The organism is Aureimonas sp. ME7 (genome assembly GCF_903970965.1).
Classification (GTDB): domain Bacteria; phylum Pseudomonadota; class Alphaproteobacteria; order Rhizobiales; family Rhizobiaceae; genus Aureimonas.
The window spans coordinates 245,552-266,953 of the sequence record NZ_CAJCKW010000005.1 but is presented as its reverse complement, the minus strand read 5'-3'; the positions used below and the strand labels follow the sequence as shown (position 1 = coordinate 266,953).

General features: G+C 67.1%; 20 protein-coding genes, 1 other RNA gene and 1 pseudogene. 8 read left to right on the top strand and 14 right to left on the bottom strand.

The window, feature by feature from the left end:
• Positions 1 to 2 precede the first annotated feature (2 nt).
• The 6 genes from H7A85_RS11490 to H7A85_RS21060 all read right to left on the bottom strand — a co-directional run bounded on the left by H7A85_RS11490 (position 3) and on the right by H7A85_RS21060 (position 8,469).
• The gene (locus H7A85_RS11490; protein WP_182086065.1) at positions 3 to 1,025 is read right to left on the bottom strand and encodes a cation diffusion facilitator family transporter; all 1,023 of its coding nucleotides are present in this window, start codon (positions 1,023 to 1,025) and stop codon (positions 3 to 5) included.
• Positions 1,026 to 1,032: 7 nt separating this feature from the next.
• Positions 1,033 to 2,199 carry an ABC transporter permease gene (locus H7A85_RS11485; RefSeq protein WP_244631138.1) on the bottom strand — a complete coding sequence of 389 codons (1,167 nt, stop codon included), beginning with the start codon at positions 2,197 to 2,199 and terminating at the stop codon, positions 1,033 to 1,035.
• 58 nt (positions 2,200 to 2,257) lie between these two features.
• Complete coding sequence (locus H7A85_RS11480) at positions 2,258 to 3,343, bottom strand: microcin C ABC transporter permease YejB (RefSeq protein ID WP_182086064.1); 1,086 nt, start codon at positions 3,341 to 3,343, stop codon at positions 2,258 to 2,260.
• Between the two features lie 38 nt (positions 3,344 to 3,381).
• Positions 3,382 to 5,262, bottom strand: coding sequence for an extracellular solute-binding protein (locus H7A85_RS11475; RefSeq protein WP_182086063.1), 1,881 nt, complete (start codon positions 5,260 to 5,262; stop codon positions 3,382 to 3,384).
• 10 nt (positions 5,263 to 5,272) lie between these two features.
• Positions 5,273 to 7,252, bottom strand: a complete 1,980-nt coding sequence (locus tag H7A85_RS11470; RefSeq protein WP_182086062.1) for an extracellular solute-binding protein — start codon at positions 7,250 to 7,252, stop codon at positions 5,273 to 5,275.
• Between the two features lie 215 nt (positions 7,253 to 7,467).
• A complete protein-coding gene (locus tag H7A85_RS21060; protein ID WP_210270243.1) occupies positions 7,468 to 8,469 on the bottom strand; it encodes a cytochrome c family protein in 1,002 nt (333 codons plus the stop codon).
• A gap of 211 nt (positions 8,470 to 8,680) precedes the next feature.
• Between H7A85_RS21060 and H7A85_RS20835 the strand changes: the two are divergent.
• A pseudogene (locus H7A85_RS20835) lies at positions 8,681 to 9,388 on the top strand (3-deoxy-manno-octulosonate cytidylyltransferase); the annotation flags it as partial.
• Positions 9,389 to 9,400: 12 nt separating this feature from the next.
• Entirely contained in the window at positions 9,401 to 10,285 is an 885-nt protein-coding gene (locus H7A85_RS20830; RefSeq protein WP_244631136.1) for a prephenate dehydratase, read from the top strand.
• A 79-nt stretch (positions 10,286 to 10,364) separates the two neighbouring features.
• Here the strand turns inward: H7A85_RS20830 and H7A85_RS11455 are convergent, their stop codons facing one another.
• From H7A85_RS11455 to H7A85_RS11445, 3 genes are all read right to left on the bottom strand, one after another.
• Positions 10,365 to 10,511: a DUF1127 domain-containing protein gene (locus H7A85_RS11455; protein WP_182086060.1), complete on the bottom strand. Its 147-nt coding sequence runs from the start codon at positions 10,509 to 10,511 to the stop codon at positions 10,365 to 10,367.
• A 153-nt stretch (positions 10,512 to 10,664) separates the two neighbouring features.
• Entirely contained in the window at positions 10,665 to 11,591 is a 927-nt protein-coding gene (nudC, locus tag H7A85_RS11450; RefSeq protein WP_182086059.1) for an NAD(+) diphosphatase, read from the bottom strand.
• A complete protein-coding gene (locus H7A85_RS11445; RefSeq protein WP_182086058.1) occupies positions 11,588 to 12,007 on the bottom strand; it encodes an HIT domain-containing protein in 420 nt (139 codons plus the stop codon). Before H7A85_RS11445 ends, nudC begins: the two co-directional genes overlap by 4 nt.
• A gap of 30 nt (positions 12,008 to 12,037) precedes the next feature.
• Between H7A85_RS11445 and ffs the strand changes: the two genes are divergently transcribed.
• Positions 12,038 to 12,134: signal recognition particle sRNA small type (ffs, locus tag H7A85_RS11440), an RNA gene on the top strand.
• Positions 12,135 to 12,158: 24 nt separating this feature from the next.
• On the opposite strand, the gene H7A85_RS11435 is transcribed toward ffs, so the two are convergent.
• Complete coding sequence (locus tag H7A85_RS11435; RefSeq protein WP_182086057.1) at positions 12,159 to 12,761, bottom strand: isoprenylcysteine carboxylmethyltransferase family protein; 603 nt, start codon at positions 12,759 to 12,761, stop codon at positions 12,159 to 12,161.
• 175 nt (positions 12,762 to 12,936) lie between these two features.
• On the opposite strand from H7A85_RS11435, the gene H7A85_RS11430 reads away from it, so the two are divergent.
• From H7A85_RS11430 to H7A85_RS11410, 5 genes are all read left to right on the top strand, one after another.
• Positions 12,937 to 14,892, top strand: coding sequence for a DNA polymerase III subunit gamma/tau (locus tag H7A85_RS11430; RefSeq protein ID WP_182086056.1), 1,956 nt, complete (start codon positions 12,937 to 12,939; stop codon positions 14,890 to 14,892).
• 32 nt (positions 14,893 to 14,924) lie between these two features.
• Positions 14,925 to 15,248, top strand: a complete 324-nt coding sequence (locus H7A85_RS11425; RefSeq protein WP_182086055.1) for a YbaB/EbfC family nucleoid-associated protein — start codon at positions 14,925 to 14,927, stop codon at positions 15,246 to 15,248.
• Positions 15,249 to 15,284: 36 nt separating this feature from the next.
• Positions 15,285 to 15,890, top strand: coding sequence for a recombination mediator RecR (recR, locus tag H7A85_RS11420; protein WP_182086054.1), 606 nt, complete (start codon positions 15,285 to 15,287; stop codon positions 15,888 to 15,890).
• A gap of 208 nt (positions 15,891 to 16,098) precedes the next feature.
• On the top strand, positions 16,099 to 16,716 hold the full coding sequence (locus H7A85_RS11415) for a LysE family translocator (RefSeq protein ID WP_182086053.1): 618 nt from the start codon (positions 16,099 to 16,101) through the stop codon (positions 16,714 to 16,716).
• 84 nt (positions 16,717 to 16,800) lie between these two features.
• Positions 16,801 to 18,030 (top strand): lytic murein transglycosylase, encoded by a 1,230-nt coding sequence (locus H7A85_RS11410; protein ID WP_182086052.1) that lies wholly within the window; start codon positions 16,801 to 16,803, stop codon positions 18,028 to 18,030.
• 89 nt (positions 18,031 to 18,119) lie between these two features.
• Here the strand turns inward: H7A85_RS11410 and ppa are convergent, their stop codons facing one another.
• From ppa to H7A85_RS11390, 4 genes are all read right to left on the bottom strand, one after another.
• Entirely contained in the window at positions 18,120 to 18,695 is a 576-nt protein-coding gene (gene ppa, locus H7A85_RS11405) for an inorganic diphosphatase (RefSeq protein ID WP_182086051.1), read from the bottom strand.
• 95 nt (positions 18,696 to 18,790) lie between these two features.
• Positions 18,791 to 19,297, bottom strand: a complete 507-nt coding sequence (locus H7A85_RS11400; protein WP_182086050.1) for a GNAT family N-acetyltransferase — start codon at positions 19,295 to 19,297, stop codon at positions 18,791 to 18,793.
• Positions 19,298 to 19,462: 165 nt separating this feature from the next.
• On the bottom strand, positions 19,463 to 19,846 hold the full coding sequence (locus H7A85_RS11395) for a PH domain-containing protein (protein WP_182086049.1): 384 nt from the start codon (positions 19,844 to 19,846) through the stop codon (positions 19,463 to 19,465).
• Between the two features lie 13 nt (positions 19,847 to 19,859).
• Positions 19,860 to 20,876, bottom strand: coding sequence for a zinc-binding alcohol dehydrogenase family protein (locus H7A85_RS11390; RefSeq protein ID WP_182086048.1), 1,017 nt, complete (start codon positions 20,874 to 20,876; stop codon positions 19,860 to 19,862).
• Between the last annotated feature and the right edge of the window lie 526 nt (positions 20,877 to 21,402).

Sequence of the window (21,402 nt, the reverse complement as noted above, 5' to 3'; positions counted from 1 at the left end):
CCTCAGGCCGGATGCGGCGCGTGGGCGTGGGTATGATGCGAGTGGTCGTGGTCGTGATCGTGGGTGCCGTGGTCGTGCCCACCGGCGCAGGCCGAATGCGCGTCGTCATCGGCGCAGATGCCGCGCTCGATCTCGATCGTCGCATGCTCGATGCCGAAGGCGGCCTTCAGCTCGGCCTTGATCGCACGCACCGTTTCCGGTCCGTCGGCGCCGTCCGTCAGGGCCGCGTGCAGTGTCGCGGCGCGGCGCTTGGGCGTCAGCATCCAGACATGGACGTGGTGGATGCCGGCAAGGCCCGGCACGCGGGACAGGCGCTCGCCGATCGCGCCGGCATCAGTGCCGGTCGGCGCGCCTTCCAGGAGGATATGCGCGGAGTCGCGCACGAGGCGCCAGGCATTGCCGAGGATCAGGGCGCAGACCAGCACGGACAGGATCGGGTCGATCGGCGTCCAGCCCGTCCACAGGATGGTGAGCGAAGCCGCGATGGCGGCGACCGAGCCGAGAAGATCGCCCATCACGTGGAGAAGCGCGCCGCGAACGTTGAGATCTTCCTTGTCGCCGCCGTGCAGCGTGAAGAAGGCGACGATGTTGACGAGGAGGCCGGCGATCGCGACGGCGAGCATCGGGCCGGCCAGGATCTCGACGGGCTCTGCAAGTCGGCGCCAAGCTTCGAACAGGATCACCACCGTGATGCCGAAGAGAACGAGCCCGTTGGAATAGGCGACGAGGATCTGGAATCGGTCGTAGCCGAAGGTGCGCCGCGCGTCGGCTGGTCGGCGCGCGATGCGGATCGCCATCCAGGCGAGCGCGAGGCCCGCGAAGTCGATTAACATATGCCCGGCGTCCGCCAGAAGCGCGAGCGAGCCCGAGATCAGGCCGCCCGCCACCTCCGCCAGCATGAACGTGCCGGTCAGCCCGGCGGCGATCAGCAGCCGCTTCTCGCTGGCATGGCCGGCGTGGTCGTGGTGGTCGTGCCCATGCGCATTATGGGAATGGCCGTGATGGTCGTGGGTGTGTGCCGACATGGCAGCCCTACCGGAAGCTCTTGCGAGGATCGAACGCGTCACGCACCGCCTCGCCGACGAAGACCAAAAGCGACAGCATCAGCGACAGGACCACGAAGCCCGAAATGCCGAGCCATGGGGCCTGGAGGTTGTTGCGCCCCTGCGAGAGGAGTTCGCCGAGCGACGGCGAGCCCGGCGGCAGGCCGAAGCCAAGGAAGTCCAACGAGGTCAATGTGGTGATCGAGCCGTTTAGGATGAAGGGCAGGAAGGTCAGCGTCGCGACCATGGCATTGGGCAGGAGGTGCCGGCCCATGATGGTCCAGTCGCCGACGCCGAGCGCCCTCGCGGCGTTGACGTATTCGAAGTTGCGCGCGCGCAGGAACTCGGCGCGCACGACGCCGACGAACGCCACCCAGGAGAACAGGAGCATGATCCCGAGCAGGATCCAGAAGCCCGGCGGCAGGATCGCGGCCACGATCAGGAGGAGGTAGAGAACCGGGATCGACGACCAGATCTCGATGAAGCGCTGGAACAGAAGATCGACCCAGCCGCCGAAATACCCCTGCACCGCGCCGGCGAAGACGCCGATCACGGCGGAGGCCGCCGTCAGCACCAGTCCGAACAGGACGGAGATGCGGAACCCGTAGATCAATCGGGCGAGGACGTCGCGGGCCTGATCGTCGGTGCCGAGCCAGTTCCAGTTGCCCAAAGCGCAGTTCGGATCGTTCACGCCTTGAGGGTAGCGCGCGCAGCGCTCCTCCTTCGAGAAGGACCAGGAGGGCGGGGAAGGGGCGGGCGTCGGGATCTCGTTGTTGACGCTGTTGTAGGAATAGCGGATCGGCGGCCAGATCATCCAACCGTTGGCGCCGATCTCGTCCTGGATGAACGGGTCGCGGTAGTTCGTCACCGGCAGGAAGCCGCCGAACACCTCCTCCGGGTAGTCGGTGAAGATCGGGGCGTAGTACTCGTTCTTATAAGATATAAGGATCGGCTTGTCGTTCGCCACGACTTCCGCGAACAGCGTCACCACGAACAAGACGGCGAAGATCCAGAGCGACCACCAGCCGCGCCGGTTGGCACGGAAGTTCTGCCAGCGACGCTGGTTAAGCGGCGACAGGCGCGGCGGACGCGTGGCGGCGATGTTGGGCGCGTTCTGCGCGATGCCGCTTGCCCCGCCCTGCGCTTCGCGCAGCATCGCAGGCTCGGGCGGGCGATCCTGTGGCGAACGGCTTTCCAATGTGTCCGTCATCGGATCAGACCTCCCGCCGCTCGAAATCGATGCGCGGATCGATCCAGGTATAGGTGAGGTCGGAGATCAGCGTGGTCAGAAGCCCGATCAGCGAGAAGATGTAGAGCGTGGCGAAGACCACCGGATAATCCCGCTTGTAGATGCTCTCGAAGGAAAGAAGCCCCAGCCCGTCGAGCGAGAAGATCGTCTCGATCAGGAGCGATCCCGCGAAGAAGGCCGAGATGAAGGCGCCGGGAAAGCCCGCGACGATGATCAGCATGGCGTTGCGGAAGACGTGGCCGTAGAGGACGCGCCGCTCGGTCAGCCCCTTGGCGCGCGCCGTCGTCACGTATTGCTTGCGGATCTCGTCGAGAAACGAGTTCTTGGTGAGGAGAGTCGTCGTGGCGAAAGCCGAGAGCGACAGCGCGATGAGGGGCAGCGTCAGGTGCCAGAAGTAGTCGGCGATGCGCGCCGGCCACGAGAGCTGCGCCCAGTTGTCGGAGGTGAGGCCCCTGAGCGGGAACCAGTCGAAGAACGAGCCGCCGGCGAAAAGGACGATCAGGAGTACCGCGAACAGGAAGCCGGGAATGGCATAGGCGACGATGATAACGGCACTCGTCCACGTGTCGAAGCGCGAGCCCTCCTTCAGCGCCTTGCGGATGCCGAGCGGGATCGAGATCACGTAGGACAGGAGCGTGATCCAGAGCCCCAGCGAGATCGAGACGGGCAGCTTCTGTTTGATGAGGTCGATGACGGTCGCGTTGGAAAAGAAGCTCGTGCCGAAGTCGAAGCGCGCGTAGTTCCAGATCATCTCGCCGAAGCGCGTCAGCGGCGGCTTGTCGAAGCCGAACTGCTCCTCCAGTCGTTTGATGAACTCGGGGTCGAGCCCCTGCGCGCCGCGATAGCCGGACGTGTCGCCGCTCTGGGCCGCCATGTCGTCGCCGCCCCCGCCCAAACGGTCCGCCGCCCCGCCGCCCTGGCCCTGGAGGCCGGCGATCACCTGCTCCACCGGGCCGCCCGGCGCGAACTGGATCACCACGAAGGACACGGCCATGATGCCGAGCAGCGTCGGGATCATGAGGAGCAGGCGTCGAAGGATATAGGCGGCCATTCAGCGGTCCCGTTGCGCGCGAGGCTGGGGGCGATCGATCATGCGCGACCGACCGCCTTCGCCTTGGCTTCGTCGTACCACCAGAGTTGTTCCACCGGGAAGCCGTATTCCGGCTTGGAAGCGGGATAGCCGAACATGTCCCACCACGCGCAGGTATGGCCTTCGGCGTGGAGATTGGGGATCCAGTCGAGCCGCCAGCGCAGAACCCGGTCGAGAACCCGCATCAGGAGCGTCAGCTCGTCGCGGCTCTTCGCCTCGCCGATACGCTGGAGGAGCTTGTCGACGCCCGCATCCGCCATGCCGGGATAGTTGTAGGAGCCGTTCCGGTCGCGCGAGGCGGAGCCGAAGAACAGGGACAAGCTTTCGCGCGTCGGCGTGCCGTTCAGGCCGAAGCGGCAGAGGATCATGTCGAAGTCGAAGCGGCTCTGCCGGTCCTGGTACTGCGCCGCGTCCACCACGCGCATCGTGGCGTCGATGCCGAGCAACTTCATGTTCTCGATCATCTTGCCGTAGACCCGGCCCTGCTCGGGATCGTTCAGGAGATATTCCAGGCGAAACGGCTCGCCCTTCCCGTTGACGAGCGCGGAGCCCTTGCGCGTCCAGCCGGCCACTGCCAGCAATTCGCTGGCTTCCCGAAGGAGCTTGCGGTCGCGCCCCGACCCGTCGCTGACGGGCTGGGTCCAGACTTCGCCGAACACTTCCGGAGGCAGGTCGGCGCGCAGGGGCTCCAGAACGGCAAGCTCCTCCGGGGTGGGCGCCCCGGTTGCCACGTAGTCCGACAGCTCGAACGGCGAGCGGGAATGCTCGCGCAGGCCGAACAGGAGGTTGGCGTTGGTCCATTCGAAGTCGAAGCACAGGTTGATCGCGCGGCGCACACGCGCGTCCGCGAACTGTGCCCGTCGCTGGTTCAACGCCCAGCACTGGAAGTTCGGCCAGCGCTCGCCGGGGATGGTGTCGCGCTTGACGCGCCCGTCCTGGATGGCGGGAAAGTTGTATTCGCTCGCCCAGGCGCGCGTCGTGAACTCCTCGCGGAACGTCACGTCGCCCTTCTTGAAGGCCTCCAGCGCCGCCTGCCGATCGCGGAAGAACTCGACCCGGATGGTCTGGAAGTGCCCGAGCCCCTGCGCGAACGGCATGTCACGGCCCCAGTAGTCGGCGCGCTTTTCGTATTCGATGTAGCGGCCTGCGGCGTAGCGCCCGACGCCCCAGGCGCCCGAGCCCGGGATCGCGTCGAACCCGCCTTGGGCGAACGGCCGGTTGGCGAAGAAGGCTTCCGGTACGATCGGCATCGACAGCGCGGCCAGCGCCGTCGGCACGGTCTGGCGACCGGAAAAGACGATGCGAACCGTTCGTTCGTCGTCTGCCACCACCGCGGTCACCTCCGCGAGCTGGATCGCGAGGCTCGGATGGCCTTCCGCCTTCAGCGTCCGGTAGGAAAAGGCGACATCGGCGGCGGTGACGGGCGCCCCGGTGGAGAACCGGGCTTGCGGACGCAGCTTGAAGGTGAAGCGGTTCGCGTCGGGGGAAACGCTGACGCTTTCCGCCAGGAGACCGTAGAGCGCGTCCGGCTCGTCCAGCGTCGAGAGCATCAGCCCTTCGTAGAGCATCTCCATGCGCGGCGGCGCGTTGCCCTGAAGGATCAGCGTGTTGAACGTGTCGAACGTATCGGGCGCCTGATTGAAGTACCAGGACGGCACGGTGAAGGTGAAGCGCCCGCCTTTCGGCGCATCGAGGGATGCGTAGTCGAATTGCGTGTAGCCGGCGGGGTACTTGAGGTCGCCGAAGGCCGAGATGCCGTGGAGCGGCGTGTCCACCGGATTGTCGGCGAGGCTCAGGCGGGGCAGGGCGGCGGTGGCCGCCGCGCCGAGCGCGAGCTTGCCGAAGTGACGGCGGCTGATGCGGACGAAGCTTTCCGTCATCGCACCCGGCTCATGGCTTCGCCGGGGGAATGGCGGGGCCGGCGGCCGGATCGGGCGCGCCCGCCGCCGCCTGATCGGCCGGGGTATTGACGGGGACTTCGCCCTTCACCCACCACGAATAGGGGTCGAGCCCGGCATAGGCCGGGCGCTTCTCCGGCATGCCGAACTTGTCCCAATAGGCGAGCCAGATCTCCGGATTGTGCCATTGCGGCACGAGATAGAAGTTCCAGAGGAGAACGCGGTCCAGCGCATGGGTCGCGGTGACGAGGCTTTCGCGGTCCGGTGCGTAGATGATCTTCTCGATCAGGGCGTCCACCGCCGGGTCGCGGATGCCGGCCGCGTTGCGGCTGCCGGGCTGCGAGGCCGCCGCGCTCGACCAGAAGTCGCGCTGCTCGTTGCCGGGCGACAAGGACTGGGCGAGAACGTCGGTGACGATGTCGAACTCGAAATTGTCAGACAGCGCCTGATACTGCGAAGCGTCGACGATGCGGGTCGTGGTTTCGATGCCGAGCCGCTTCAGCTGGTTGGCGAACGGATCGATCGTCCGGCTGGAGGAGGGGTCGTAGGCCAGGAACTCGATGCGGAACGGCTCGCCCTTGGCATTCACGAGTTGCGAGCCCTGTCGCTTCCAGCCCGCCGCCGTCAGAAGCTCGAACGCTTCGCGAAGATAGGTGCGATCGGCGTTCGCGGTGGAGTAATCCGGCAGGGTGAAGGGGGTGGTGAAGACCTCCGGTGGGATCTCAGCGCGCAAGGGCTCGAGAAGTTGCAGCTCCGCTTCGCTCGGCAGGCCGGAGGAGGCGAGCTCGGTGCCCTGGAAATAGCTCGTCGTGCGCTTGTAGAGCCCATAGAACAGGCTTCGGTTCATCTCCTCGAAATTGAAGGCGAGCGTTAGCGCCCGGCGGGTACGCGGATCGGCGAACTTGTCGCGCCGCGTGTTCATGACGAAGCCCTGCATCGGCTCGCCGGTCTCCGACGGGAGCGCTTCCTTCTTCACGCGCCCGTCGTTGAAGGACGGGAACGTGTAGCCTTGCGCCCAACGTCCAGCGCTGTTCTCGGAGCGGTAGTCGGCGAAGCCGCCGCGCTTGAACGCTTCCCAGCCGGAGTTCTGGTCGCGGAAATAGGTGTAGTGGATTTCGTCGTAGTTGAAGCGACCAACGCGCGGGCCCTTGCTCGCCGCCCAGTAGTCCGGCACGCGCTCCCAGGTGATCGTCGATCCCGGCTGGAAGGCCTTCACGCGGTAGGGGCCGGAGCCGACGGGGATTTCCAAGGTCGGATTGTCGATGTCGCGCTTTCGACCCTCAGCGTCCGTGCCTTCCCAGAAGTGCTTGGGCAGGACGATGAGGTCACCCATGATGTTGGGCAGTTCCCGGTTGCCCGTCTGGTTGAAGCGGAACGTCACCTCGCGCTCGCCCGTCTTCTCGGCCGCCGTCACGTTGCGATAGTAGTTGGTGTAGAGCGGCGACAGGCGGGTGACGGTCTGGAACGTCCAGATCACGTCGTCCACGGTGATCGGCTGCCCGTCCTGGAACTTGGCGTCGGGGTCGAGGCGGAAGGTCACGGAGGAGAAGTCGGCGGGATAGCGAAGCGCTTCGGCGATCAGGCCGTGGCTGACGCCCGGCTCGTCCAGCGCCTGATCCATCAGGGTGTCGTAGGCGATCCCGCCGCCGAACGCGGCGAAGCCGGCGGCCGGCGTGCCGCGGATCGGCAGGGGGTTGAAGGTATCGAACGTGCCCGCCGCCTGCAGGTTGAGACGCCCGCCCTTCGGGGCGCTCGGGTCCACGTGGTCGTAATGAGCGAACGTGGCCCCATACTTCGTCGGCCGGATCAGGAACGAGGACGTCAGCCATTCGCCGGCTTCGGGAGCGCTCGCCGCCTCCAGGCTCGTCGCCGGCGCGCCTTGGGAAGCCTCCTGGGCCGGAGCCGGATGGGTTGAAAGACCCAGGAAAACGGCGAGCGTCAGGGCGGATGCGGCGCGCGAGGCAAGCGGCAAATCGAACTCCTTCGAACGGATGCGATGTCGCCGCCGAGGCGACGTTTCCGACACCGCCCGAGCTTTGTGGCCATCCTCGGGCGAAGCCGGCTTCGTCACGCAAGTGTAAGCCTCGCGCTCCCTCTGTCCACCCGGCGGGGGAAACCAAGCGAGCGCCCATACGAAAAAGCCGGGCTCGAGGGCCCGGCTTTCGATGGTCGTCCGACCGTGCGCTTCTACTGCGCGGGCGCGGCCTGACCGGCGGGAGCGGGAGCGGCCGGAGCCGGCGCTTCCGCAGGGGTGGCGGATGGCGCGGGGGTGGAAGGAGCCGGGGCCTCCTGAGGTGCCTGTGTCCCGGGCTGGGCCGGAGCCGCCTCGCCGGGCGTCGCCGGCGGCTTGGGCGCATCCGCCGGGGCGCTGGTGGCGTTGTCGCCCGTAGCCGGCACCGCGCCGGACGGCGGTGCGGTCGGAGCGGCACCCGTCGTCGCGTCCGTGGTGCCCGCGCCCTGCGGCTGCGTCACCGCGTCGCCCGGCAGGGCGTTGCTGTTGGTCGTGGCGTTCGGCGTCGTCGCGGCGGGAGCCTCGCTGCCCGGCGCAGGCGCGGCGCCCTCGGCAGGAGCCGCAGCCCCCTCGGCCGGTGCGGCGCCTTCCGCCGAAGCTTCACCACCGGCGGGCGCGCCGGCGTCGGGCGCGGGAGGCGCGGGCGGGTTGTCCGACAGGGTTCCGAGATAGGCGAGGAGGTCCGCCCGCTCCTTGTCCTTGGCGATGCCGGCAAAGCCCATGGCCGTGCCGTTGATGTACTGCTTGGGCCCGTGGAGGAAGTGGTTCAGGTGATCCCAGTCCCAGACCACCGTCTTGCCTTGCGAAAACTCGGTGATCGCCGCCGAGTAGCTGAAGCCCTCGTGGCTGGCGATCGGGCGGTTCACGACGTCCCAAAGATCGGGCCCGACCTTGTTGGGTCCGCCCTTCTCGCCCGAATGGCAGGCCTGGCAGCGCTTGAAGATGGCGGCGCCCGCCGTCGCGTCCGCGCCCTGCATAAGCTGGCCGACCGGGGTCACCTCGTTGGCGGCCGGCGCCGCGCCGCCGCCAGCCGGCGCGTCGGGCACGGCGATGGCGAAGCCGGCCTGTTCCGGCGCTTCGGAATGGAAGATGCCCTCAGCCAGGAGGCTGCCGCCGAACAGAACGAACACGGTGCCGAGCACGGCCCCGAAGATCTTGTTGGCCTCGAATGAATCCATGGTAAAGGGCGGCTCCCTCTGCAGCCGGCGCGAGGGGCCGACGACGCACACTTTCAACGCTCCGGGCGCCAGCCGAAGGTTCCTCCCAAGGACGGTCCTTCGTATAAGCCCGAAAATCTGGAAGCGTTCTGACATTCCGATCGGGATCGATCAAGCGCCCTCCGGTCACAGCTTCGCCTAAATTTCGATTGGCCGTTCCGAGTTTTCGCCCATGTCCACGATGATCCTGATCCCCGCCCGCATGGCCTCCACCCGCCTGCCGTCGAAGCCGCTGGCCGACATCGGCGGGCGGCCGATGATCGTGCGCGTGGCCGAGCGCGCCCGCGATGCGGGCATCGGCCGCATCGTGGTGGCGACCGACGATGCGGCGATTCGCGATGCGGTGAGCGCTGCCGGCTTCGAGGCGGTGATGACGGGTGAGCACCATCAGTCCGGTTCGGACCGCATCTTCGAGGCGTTGAGCGCGGTCGATCCGGGCGGCGAGGTCGATACGATCATCAACCTCCAGGGCGACTTGCCGACGATCGAGCCGGAAACGATTCGCGCTGTCCTGCGCCCCTTCGAGGATCCGGCCTGCGACATCGCCACCGTCGCGGTGGAGATCGAAAGCGCCGCCGATCGCACCGATCCGAACGTCGTCAAGATCGTGGGAACGCCGATCGGCGACGGTCGTCTGAACGCCCTCTACTTCACGCGGGCCAGCGCGCCGACGGGCGAGGGGCCGCTTTATCACCATGTCGGCATCTACGCCTATCGCCGCGCGGCGCTGGAGCGCTTCGTCGAGCTATCGCCTTCGCCGCTGGAAAAGCGCGAAAAGCTGGAACAGCTGCGCGCCCTGGAAGCCGGCATGCGCATCGACGCCGAGATCATCGATGCCGTGCCGCTCGGCGTCGATACGGCCTACCAGCTGGAAGAAGCGCGCCGGCACTACATGCCGAGCGAGCGCTCCGGGCGCATCTCTTTCCAGGGCGAGCCCGGCGCCAATTCCGACACCGCCTGCCGCACGATGTATCCCGGCCTCGAGCCTCTGCCGTGCCCGACCTTCGAGGATGCGCTCGGCGCCGTGACGCGCGGCGAGGCGGACCTTGCCATGATCCCGATCGAGAACACGATCGCGGGGCGCGTCGCCGACATCCATCACCTTCTTCCGGTGTCGGGCCTGCAGATCGTCGGCGAGTTCTTCCTGCCGATCCGCTTCCAGCTCATGGCCAAGCCCGGCACGACGCTCGGCGACATCCGCGAGGTCCACAGCCATATCCATGCGCTCGGCCAGTGCCGGGGCATCCTGCGCCGCAACGGCTGGAAGCCGATCGTCGCCGGCGATACGGCGGGGGCCGCGCGCCAGATTGCCGAGATGCCGGAGGCTCATGTCGCCGCGCTCGCCCCGCGCCTGGCCGCCGAGCTCTACGGCCTGGAGATCCTGGCGGAAAACGTCGAGGATGCCGAGCACAACACGACCCGCTTCGTAGTCCTGTCGCGCCCCGGAAAGGGCCGCGAGCTCTGGGCGCCGGCCGGCGGGGGGCGTGTCGTCACGACCTTCGTGTTCGAGGTGCGCAACCTGCCGGCCGCCCTCTACAAGGCGCTCGGCGGTTTCGCCACGAACGGCGTCAACATGACAAAGCTCGAAAGCTACCAATTGGAAGGCAAGTTCGTGGCGACGCAGTTCTTCGCCGATATCGAGGGACATCCGGAGGACGCGCCCGTCGCCCGCGCGCTGGAGGAACTCCGCTTCTTCTCGAAGAAGGTGTCGATCACGGGCGTCTATCCCGCCGCCCAAGACCGCCCGGAGCATCCCGAGCCGGTGGACCGGCTCTAAAGGCCGGTCGGCGAAACGAACTCCGTACAACAAAAAGCCCCGCCGAAGCGGGGCTTTTTCGTATCGGACGTGGGTGCGTTCAGCGACCGACGCGAACCATCCGGTCGATGTCGCCGCGCATGACGCCGATGTCGGAGAGCATGCGGTCGTCCATCTGGGACAGTTCGAGGATCGTACGGCGGTGCGTGCGGTAGGACTGAAGACGCTTGGTGAGCGAAGAGATCATGGCTGCCTCGGAACGAGCAAGAATTCGATGAGCCAGATATAGCTCCTGCTCATGCTGCGTTGCAGAGCAACTTCTGCACGCCTGTTGTGCAGCGTGCGCATATCTCGTCCAACAGGCCCTTCTACGGCCGTCGCGCCACCGGATTATAGAAAGCTAAATGCCTATAATATAGGCATTGATGAGATGATGGGCGATGGCGAAGCGCGGGGGAACTGCGAGGCCTTCAGGATGCCTTCCCTCCAGCATGGCCCGTACCTCTTCCCGATCGAACCAACGGCAATTCTCCAGCTCGTTGGCATCGAAGCGGATCGTCTCGTCTCGTGTCTCGGCCATGCAGCCGATCATCAGCGAGCCCGGAAAGGGCCACGGCTGCGAGGAATGGTAACGAACCTCGTCGACGCACAAGCCCGCTTCCTCCAGCGTTTCGCGGCGAACCGCGTCCTCCAGCGTTTCGCCCGCTTCCACGAAGCCGGCGAGGCAGGACCACATGCCGGGTTTGAACTGCGGCTGCCGGCCGAGGACGCAGCGCCCCTTGCCATCATGTACCAGCATGATCGACACCGGGTCGGTGCGCGGGAACACGAGGTGGTCGCAGGCCGTGCATCGCCGCCGAAAGCCGGCCGCTTCGCTGACCGTCGGCGCTCCGCAACGCCCGCAAAAGCGCGTGTTCGCATGCCAGTTCAGAAGATGGGCGGCCTGTGCGAGCTGCCCCTCCGTATCCGCGTCGAGCGTTTCCTCCGTCCCGAGCGTTCGAAGATCGAGAAAGGTGAGGGCACTGCCCGCGATCCTCGTATCGAGCGATTCAGACCTCGCTGCGAGTACCGGGCGCCCGCATGAGTCGTGCCCCAGGAGGAGTTCGATCGGCTGCCCGTCCAGGAGCCGGGTCGCCTCCGCAACGGAAAAGGCGGGGTCGGAATGTTCGTGATCGCTCCGCAGCGCCCATTGGTCGCCGGCGGCGAGGTACACCCTCGCGTCCGGATGCGCGAGCGCCTCGCCGAGCGAGGCGGCGGTTCGCAGCTCACCGCCGCGGTGCAGGCGGTTGCCGGCAAATCCGAGGCGCATCGGGGAAATCGCGTTCATACGGCCAGATCCTGCATTCGGGCGGTAAGCGCGTCCGCCTCGCCGGGGGCGTAGGGGCGCGCGGTTTCGAAGCCCCAGTTCGGCCGGTGCCAGTTCGGATCGCCGGTCGAGCGCGCCACCACATGAACGTGCAACTGGCGCACCATGTTGCCGAGCGTGCCGATGTTGATTTTCTCCGCTCGCGTGAAGTCGGCGAGAGCCCGCGCGGCGGCGTTGGCTTCCTCGAACAGGCGCGTGCGGTCCTCGGCCGTCATGTCGAAGAGTTCCACGAGCTTTTCGCGGCGCGGAACCAGGATCACCCAGGGCCAGCGCGCGTCGTTCATCAGAAGAAGGCGGCAAAGCGGAAGGTCGGCGATGGGCCTCGTGTCGGCCGCAAGGCGCGGGTCCAGGAAGAAGGTGCCGGGCTCGGCTTGCATTTTCTGGCGATCTCCACGATATGAGCGGCGGGAGGTTGGGGGTGGACGAGCCGCTCGCCAACCGGGTCAGGTCCGGAAGGAAGCAGCCCCAACGAATCCGGCTTGGGTCATCGTTCCAGCCTCCCACCCTTTTCCCATTCAGAATCGGCGCTTACCAGAGGCGCAGCGCGACGGACAGATATCCGGCGTTCTGGAGATGCTCGACCGCTTCGAAGGCGGGAATGGCGAGAAGAAAGGCGAGCCCGTCGGTCAGCGTGCGATACAGCCGGGCCGGGGTGATCGTCAGGCGGGCCTCGTCGTGAAACAGCCTGACGTCGGGCATGAAGCGCGGCACCCGCTCGCAGTAGCTCGCATAGGGTTCGCCGAAGGCGGAGGCGAGAAACTTCTCTTCCTCCCGAATGACCATCTGGAACGCCAGGACGCAGCCTGCGGCAAAGAGCGCAGCCAGGATCAGGCTTCCGGTCTGCGCGCCGACGCCCGCCGCCGCGATCGATGAGAACACGTAAAGCGGGTTGCGCGTTACCGAATAAGGCCCGGCATCAACGATCTCGGCCGACTTGCGGTCGCCGATGTAAAGCGTGCACCACATGCGCCCCAGAATGCCCGCGATGATCAGGCCCAGCCCGACCGCCTCGATCCGCTCGTGAACGGCGTGGCTCCAGCCGGATCGAACGGTCAGGAGCAGCACGAAGGCCGCGATGATCGCAATCGCCAGCCAGAAGCGGCGCATTCTCTGAAAGCGGTCGAGCGACATGGCGGACGTTGTCCTGTAGGATATCGAGACGATCCGCGATCGTGCGTCATCACGGCGACTTGATGGCAAGCCTTCCACCATCCCATCGATTGCATCTTGGGAAAAGCCGCGTAGGGTCGCGCCGACGCGAAACGGTCGCATCGGGCGCCCCTTTCCAACAGAACCACCGGAGCCGATGGCCGAGGACATCCAGACCACCAGCGAAGCGACGCCCTACCGCGTTCTGGCGCGCAAGTACCGGCCTCGATCCTTCGACGATCTGATCGGCCAGGAGCCGATGGTTCGCACCCTGACCAATGCCTTCGAGGCGGGGCGCATCGCGCAGGCCTGGATGCTGACCGGCGTTCGCGGCGTCGGCAAGACGACGACGGCGCGCATCCTGGCGCGCGCGCTGAACTACGAGACCGATGCTGTCCATCAGCCGACCATCCACATGGTGGAGCCCGGCATCCACGATCAGGCGATCATGGAAGGGCGCCATGTCGACGTCGTCGAGATGGACGCCGCCTCCCACACCGGCATCGACGACATCCGTGAGATCATCGCCCAAGTCCGCTACCGGCCCGTCTCGGCGCGCTACAAGGTCTACATCATCGACGAGGTCCACATGCTGTCGACGCAGGCCTTCAACGGCCTGTTGAAGACGCTGGAGGAGCCGCCCGAACACGTGAAGTTCGTGTTCGCCACCACCGAGATCCGCAAGGTTCCGATCACCGTCCTGTCGCGCTGCCAGCGCTTCGACCTGCGCCGCGTCGATCCCGCGACGATGATCGCGCATTTGAGCAAGGTTCTGCGCTCCGAAGCGATCGAGGCGGACGACGAGGCGCTGCGTCTTCTGGCGCGCGCGTCCGAAGGCTCGGTGCGCGATGCGCTGTCGCTGACCGATCAGGCGATCGCCCACGGCGCGGGCCATATCGGCGGGCAGACGGTGCGCGACATGCTGGGGCTCGCCGACCGGGCCCGCATCGTCGACCTCTTCGAGCTCGTGATGCGCGGCGACGGAGCGGGGGCGTTGCGCGAGTTCGCCGGGCAATACGAGGTCGGCGCGGACCCGGTCGTGGTCCTCACCGATCTCGCCGATTTCACCCATCTCGTCACTTCGCTCCGCTTCGTGCCGGAAACGGCGGGCGACGCCTCGCTCTCACCCGTCGAGGTGGAGCGCGGCGGCGCCTTGGCGGAGCGGCTTTCGGTCAAGACGCTGTCGGAAGTCTGGCAGATGCTCCTGAAGGCGATCGAGGAAGCGCGCATGGCGGCGTCGCCGCGCCAGGCGGTGGAAATGGCGCTGATCCGCATCGCCTACGCCGCGACGCTTCCCGCGCCCGACGAACTCCTGAAGCTGCTTCAGGGCGTCGGCGACGCTGGTCGGAGCGATGGCGCTTCGGCGCCGGCGGGATCTTCTCCCGTCCGCAATGGCGGGCAGGGCGCCTCCATGTCCTCCGCGCCGGCTTCGGCGATGGCGACGACGTCCGCATCCCCGCCCCCTCAGGCACCGCAGATGCGGGCGAGTGGCGGCGCGAGTCTCGCCGCGCGCATGGTCGCCTCCACCGCGCAGCCGGTCCAGCAGACCGCGGCGCCTGCGCCCTCGCTCAGCCCCGGCGACATGCCCGCCACCTTGCGCGACCTGGAGCGTCTGGCCGGCGAGAAGCGCGATTCGCGCATGAAGGCCTGGATCCGGCGCTACATCCGCCTCGTGCGCATGGCCGAGGGGCGGCTCGAGGTGCAGCTCGCCGACGGCGCGCCGCCGGTGCTGCCGGGCGATCTGATGAAGCGCCTGTTCGATTGGACCGGCATTCGCTGGGTCGTGACCGTGGCGGGCTCGGGCGGCGGGGAAACGCTGGAGGAGGCGGAGGCCGCGCGCAAGGCGCGGCTCGTCGCCGAAGCCGAAGCCGATCCGGAGGTCGCGGCGATCCTCGCCCTCGTGCCGGGCGCGAGCGTGCGCGACGTGCGCCTGCGCGGCGAGCCGGAAGAGGCGGAGGAGGAAGCGCCCGTGCCGGTCGCGGACGCGAGCGGGGACGACGGGTTTCCCGAGCAGATCGACGTCGACCCGTCCGACCTTGGTTTCGGCGGCGCGGATGACGACATGGGGGAAGCGGACGTGTTCGACACGGACGCCGATCCCGACGACGACTGAAAACCCGACACGACACGGAAAGGACGGGCCGCATGAAGGATCTCATGGGCATGATGAAGCAGGCCAAGGCCATGCAGGAGAAGATGCAGGGGCTGCAGGCCGAGATCGCCGAGGCGACCGCCACGGGGCAGGCCGGCGGCGGCGTCGTGTCCGTGACGCTGAAGGGCACGGGCGAACTCGTCTCGCTCGACCTCGATGCTTCGCTTCTCAAGGCCGACGAGAAGGACATTCTCGAGGACCTGATCGTCGCCGCCCATGCCGACGCCAAGCGCAAGCTCGACGCCGAGATCCAGGACAAGACGCAGGCGCTGACCGCCGGTCTGCCGCTGCCTCCCGGCATGAAGCTGCCGTTCTAGTCCGACCTTCGCGTTCTCTCCGGGCCGTCCCACGCCATGTCCAAGACCATCGCCGGCCCCGAGATCGAGCGGCTGATCCAGCTTCTGGCCAAGCTTCCGGGCCTGGGTCCCCGCTCGGCGCGCCGCGCGGCGCTTCATCTCGTGAAGCGCCGCGAGCAGATCCTGCGCCCGCTCGGCGACGCCATGGTGGAAGCGGCCGACAAGGTGCGCGTCTGCTCCAATTGCGGCAACATCGACACCCGCGACCCGTGCACCATCTGCCTCGACCCCGCGCGCGACCAGGCCACGGTGATCCTGGTGGAGGATGTTTCGGACCTTTGGGCGCTGGAGCGCGCGAAGGCGCTGAACGCCGCCTATCACGTGCTTGGCGGCGTCCTGTCGCCGCTGGAAGGCGTCGGGCCGGACGACCTCACCATCCGGCGCCTCGTCGAGCGGGTCGCGGAGGGGCAGATCCGGGAGCTGGTGATCGCGGTGAACGCCACCGTCGAGGGCCAGACCACCGCGCACTACATCATCGACCAGCTCGGCGACTTCGATCTCAAGGTCACCCGCCTCGCGCACGGCGTGCCTGTCGGCGGCGAGCTCGACTATCTCGACGAGGGCACGCTGTCGGCGGCCATGCGTTCGCGCACCAAGATCTGAAGCGTCCGCCGATCGTCTCGAATGGTCGGTGCGGTCGCATCGTGATTGCCGAGCAACGTCGCGCCGGACGGAAGGCGCCGCATGGCTTAGTCGCCGCCCCGAGGGCGGTAAGGGCCGTTCGATTTGGGTCGCGAAGCTCTCTCGCACCCTTGCCAGCTTGAGGCTTCGCGCGCAGAACGGCGGGGGATCTTCAGGGAATGCGACTTCGATGACCTTCGCCGCCTTTCTAGCCTACAGTCTCGCGCTCGGCGTCGCCGCTGCCATTCCCGGCCCCGGTGTCGTCGCGCTCGTCGCCCGCACGCTCGGCTCGGGCTTCCGGCATGGCGTCGCCTTCTCGATCGGTCTCACCCTCGGCGACCTCACCTATCTCGCCGCCGCCTGCTTCGGGCTTGCGGTTCTGGCGGAAGCCTTCGGTGAGGTCTTCGTGGTTATCCGCTACGGCGCGTCCCTGTATCTGGCCTATCTCGCCTGGAAGCTCTGGCGCTCGGCGGTCGATCTGTCGCGGATCGAGGCGGAACGCTCCAGCCGGCTCGGCTCGAGCTTCTCGGCGGGCTACCTGATCACCCTGTCCAACCCGAAGACCATCGTCTTCTATCTGGCCCTCCTGCCGACGATCGTTCCGATCGACCGCATTCACCTGACCGACTTCGCGGTGCTCGCCGGCCTGACGACGCTGGTGCTTCTCGTCATCATGACCGCCTATGCGGGAATCGCGGCCCGGGCGCGCGACGCGCTTCGCAGGCCGAGCATTCTCACGCGCATCCATCGCGGCGCCGCGACGGTTCTGGCCGCGACCGCGGCCTGGACGCTTCTGCGCAACGCCTGACCCGAGGCGCAGGACCGAGGCAAGGCGGGGGCGTTAGCCTTCGCCCCCGAACCATTCCGACTGATTCAAGGACGAGCGAGCCGAATGACGATCCGATGGGGCGCCGTTCTGGCGCTGGTTTGCCTCGGCTGCTCGCCGGCCTTGGCCCAGACGCAGATCGAGCGGGGCTTCCGCACCTTTCTCGCCGACGAGATCTGGCCGGAGGCGCGGGCCGCCGGCGTTTCGCGCCGGACCTTCGATGCCGCGTTCGACGGCGTGAAGCCCAACACCAAGCTGCCCGACCTTCAGCTTCCCGGCGACGAGGCCAAGGTCGAGGAAACCAGCCGTCAGGCCGAGTTCCAGAGCCCCAGCGCCTATTTCGACGAGGCGAAGATGGGCGTGACGGCTGCCAAGGGGCGGGGGCTCCTTGGGCAGTACGCGGGCGTTCTCAAGCAAATCGAGGCGCGCTACGGGGTGCCGGGGCCGATCGTCGTCGCCATTTGGGGGCGCGAGTCCGGTTTCGGGTCGGCGAAGATCCCCTATGACGCCTTCGAGGTGCTCGGCACCAAGGCCTATCTGTCCCGGCGCAAGGAAATGTTCCGCGCCGAGCTGATCGCGGCGCTCCGGATCGTCGAGGACGGCGACCTAACGCCGGCGCAGATGAAGTCGTCCTGGGCCGGCGCGCTCGGGCAGCCGCAGTTCATGCCGACAAAGTTCCGCAAGCTCGCGGTGGACTTCGACGGCGATGGGCGCCGCGACATCTGGAACTCGGTGCCGGACACGCTGGCTTCCATTGCCAACTATCTCCGCCAGTCCGGCTGGCAGCCGGGCCGCGACTGGGGCTTCGAGGCGAAGGTTCCGGCCTCGGTCTCCTGCACCCTGGAGGGGCCGGACCAGGGACGGCCGATCGCCGATTTCGCCAAGGCCGGCGTCGCCCGCGTTTCGGGCCGTCCATTCCCGGCCGGCGAAATGCGCGCGACGGGGCATCTTCTGATGCCGGCGGGGCGCTTCGGGCCGGCCTTCGTCGCGACGCCCAACTTCTACACGATCAAGGAATACAACAATTCCGACCTCTACGCCCTGTTCATCGGGCATTTGGCCGACCGGATGGGCGGTGCCGGACCGTTCGCAGGCGAGTGGCGCAAGGTGTCCGGCCTGACGCGCGGCGACGTCGGCCGGCTGCAGGAGAAGCTCGTGGCGCGCGGCTACGACGTCGGCAGGCCGGACGGGCTCGCCGGCTTCAAGACGCGGCGCTCCATCGGTGCCTACCAGGAAAAGGCGGGACAGCCTGCCACCTGCTGGCCGACGAAGGAACTCGCGGCGAGCGTTCGCTGACGAGAGCGCTAGGCGAGGCGGACCGTTCTATCCGAAGCAGTCCGGGGTGCGGATAGAATAAAGGGGCCTTTCGGCCCCTTTTCATGGGATCAAGCGTTTTCCTGGCCGACCGGCGTCGGGTTCTTTTCCGACTCCTTGGCCTCGTCGAAACGGGTCACGGCCTCGAGGATCATCGTCTTGGCTTCGGCCGAGCCGGCCCAGCCGCCGATCTTGACCCACTTGCCGGGCTCCAGATCCTTGTAGTGCTCGAAGAAGTGCTCGATCTGCTTGAGCGTGATCTCCGGCAGGTCGGTGTGCTCGGTGACGTTGACGTAGCGCTGGGTCAACTCGGGCGAGGGGACGGCGATCACCTTCTCGTCGAGGCCCTTGTTGTCCTCCATCTTGAGGACGCCGATCGGGCGGCAGTTGATGACGCAGCCGGGAAACAGCGGGCGGGTCGAGACGACGAGGACGTCGATCGGGTCGCCGTCGTCCGACAGCGTGTGAGGAACGAAACCGTAGTTCCCGGGATAGGTCATCGGCGTGTAGAGAAAGCGGTCGACGAAGAGCGCGCCGGCTTCCTTGTCCATCTCGTACTTGATCGGATGGCCGCCGACCGGAACTTCGATGATGACGTTGATGTCCTCGGGCGGGTTCTTGCCGCGGGCGATGGCGTCGATGCGCATGGAAATCTCCGGTTTCTGGCTCCGGCGGTTCCTAGCCGTTCGCGGAAAACAAGGCAATCTGGCGCATTCGTCGAGGGTAAACGCGGGAAGCCCCCTCAAACGAAGGAGAAGGCGACCTTCTGCAGCGTCACGCCGTCGAACGTTTCCGAACCGGTCGCGATGTCGGCGCCGCCGGCGGACTGGTAGAAGCGCATGGCATTGTCGTTGTCGGACAGGGCCCAGACCACGAGACCGCCGAGCCCACGGGCGCGAAGAAGCATGCGAGCGGAATCGAACAGGCGGCGACCGAAGCCGACGCCCTGGAACTCGGGCCGCATGTAGATCTCGTAGACCTCGCCCTCGGCACTGAGGCCCCGCGTCCGGTTGCGCCCAACCGTGGCGTAGCCGGCGATCTCGCCGCCGTATTCCAGAACCAGGATCGTTGCGTGGTTGCCGATCGCGCGGGCCCACCATTCGATCCCGCGTCGCTCGATCATGGCGGTGAGGGCGCGGTGGGGAATCAGCCCGCGATAAGCGGACTGCCATGACGTGGCGTGAACGCGCGCCAGAGCGCCGGCATCCCTGGCTTCGGCTAAGCGGACATCTGCGGCGATCGTTTTCATGTCGCGTTAACTATGAACGCGAAAGGACGATCCATGGTCGGAACAAAAAACCGAACGACGAAGCAGGATGCGCGAGTCATGCCACGTCGTAACCGGCGGACACGGGACGGGCAACCGCCTTTCGCCAAGCTTGCGCCCACCGATTCCCTCACAGGTTAACGCGCGTCAGCTTCGGCCGAGAACGCCCCCCGCCAGAGCTTTCTGGATGCCGGCGAGATTGGTGCCCCGCGACAGGTTCTGAAGGAAGGGCTGGCCTTGCCCCGAGACCCAGATGCGCAGTTCGGCATCGGTGTCGAAGGAGCCCGCCGTTTCCACCGAGAACATGGTGATCGCGCGGTAGGGGATCGAATGGTACTGCCGCTTGCGCCCGGAAATGCCCTGCTTGTCGATCAGGATCACGCGCCGGTCGGTAAAGGCGATCTGGTCGCGGACGACCTGGAAGGCGACCTCGATCGTTTCGTTCGGCAGGAGGACGGGCTCGAGCTCGCGCCCGAGCGCTCCCGTGTCCACGTCGCTGGCAAGGCCGAGGAGGCCGGAGAGAAGTCCCACGGGTTCGTCCCTTTCAGTGGCCGTGCCAGCCGGCGATCACGGTCTTTCCGAGCGTCCGGCCGGTTTCGGTGAGGCGATGGGCCTCGCGTATGGTTTCGGCCCCGATGGGGGCGAGGGTTCGCGTTCGCGTCGATCGGATGCGGCCGGCATCGACGAGACGCGAGACTTCGGCGAGCAGGCGATGCTGCTCGATCATGTCCACCGTCTGGTAGACGGGCCGGGTGAACATGTATTCGAAATGCACCGACACCGACTTGAAGCGCACGGCCGAGAGGTCGAGATCGGCGCTGTCGATGACGCAAAGATGCCCGAAGGGGCGGATCAGCCGGCCGATCTCGGCCATGTGCCGGGGCGTATGCGTCACCCCGAAGACGTAGTCCACGGGGCCGAGCCCGAGTGCCTCGATCTCCTGGCTCAGGGGCTTCGAATGATCGACGACGTGGTGACAGCCGTGGGCAAGCGCGAAGGCGCGCGTTTCCTCGCGCGAGGCGGTGCCGATCACGGTGAGGCCGGTCAGCTCGCGCGCGAGCTGCGTGGTGATCGAGCCGACGCCTCCGGCCGCACCGATCACGAGGATCGTACCCTTCTCGCTGGTGCCGGGCTCGATGCGGAAGCGGTCGAACAGGGTTTCCCAGGCGGTGATGGCGGTCAGCGGCAGGGCGGCGGCATCCGCGAAATCGAGGCTGGCTGGCTTTCGCGCCACCAGCCGCTCGTCCACCAGATGGAATTCCTGGTTGGAGCCCGGCCGGTCCACCGCGCCGGCGTAGAAGACCGGGTCGCCGACATGGAAGAGTGTCGCGTCCTCGCCGATGGCTTCCACGGTGCCGGCGGCGTCGAAGCCGAGAATGCGGGGGAGGCGCGAGGCATCCGCGACGGGGCCGCGCTGCTTGGTGTCCACCGGATTGACCGAAACGGCCTCGACGCGCACCAGGATGTCGCGGCCGGTCGGCGCGGGTCTGGGCAGATCGAGGTCGACGAGGTGGTCCACCGCCTTGTCGGGCGGCGAGGTTTCGTATCCGACGGCTTTCATCTTGCGTCTGCTCCAGCTTGGCGGCCTGTCTGACCTATCGCGAAGCGCCCCGGCATCAAGACATGGAAAAGCGCCCGCACCGCGCTTGGCGGCCGGGGTGATGGGGTCGGCGGGTGTCGCCCTTTTGATGGTGGGCGACGGGACGCCGGAGGCGAACCTCCGTGGGTAGTGTAGTTGAGTGGTCCGCCTCCGGCGTCCCGCGCGGTGTTGATCGGTTCCGGACCGGGGTGCGAAGCCGGCCCTGGCCGTTTGTCGAGGGTTACGCAGGGCATCTCGGCCTGTTGGGCGATCGCGCTCTCACTCGCATCGCTTCGAGGCTGTCTCCGACGCCGTAGTTGTCCAAGAGCCGCTTCGTTTTGAGCAGCCAACCCTCATGTGCTCTTCAGGAACCGTCCGGGCCAGCGCATCCTCCGGCAGGATGCGTGTCGCGGACACCGCTCGCCAGCCCTTCCGAACGATCCCGGTGATCATTCGCGCCCATCCAGAACGGGCCGGCGATGACGGAGAAGATAGAAGAGGAGCGACG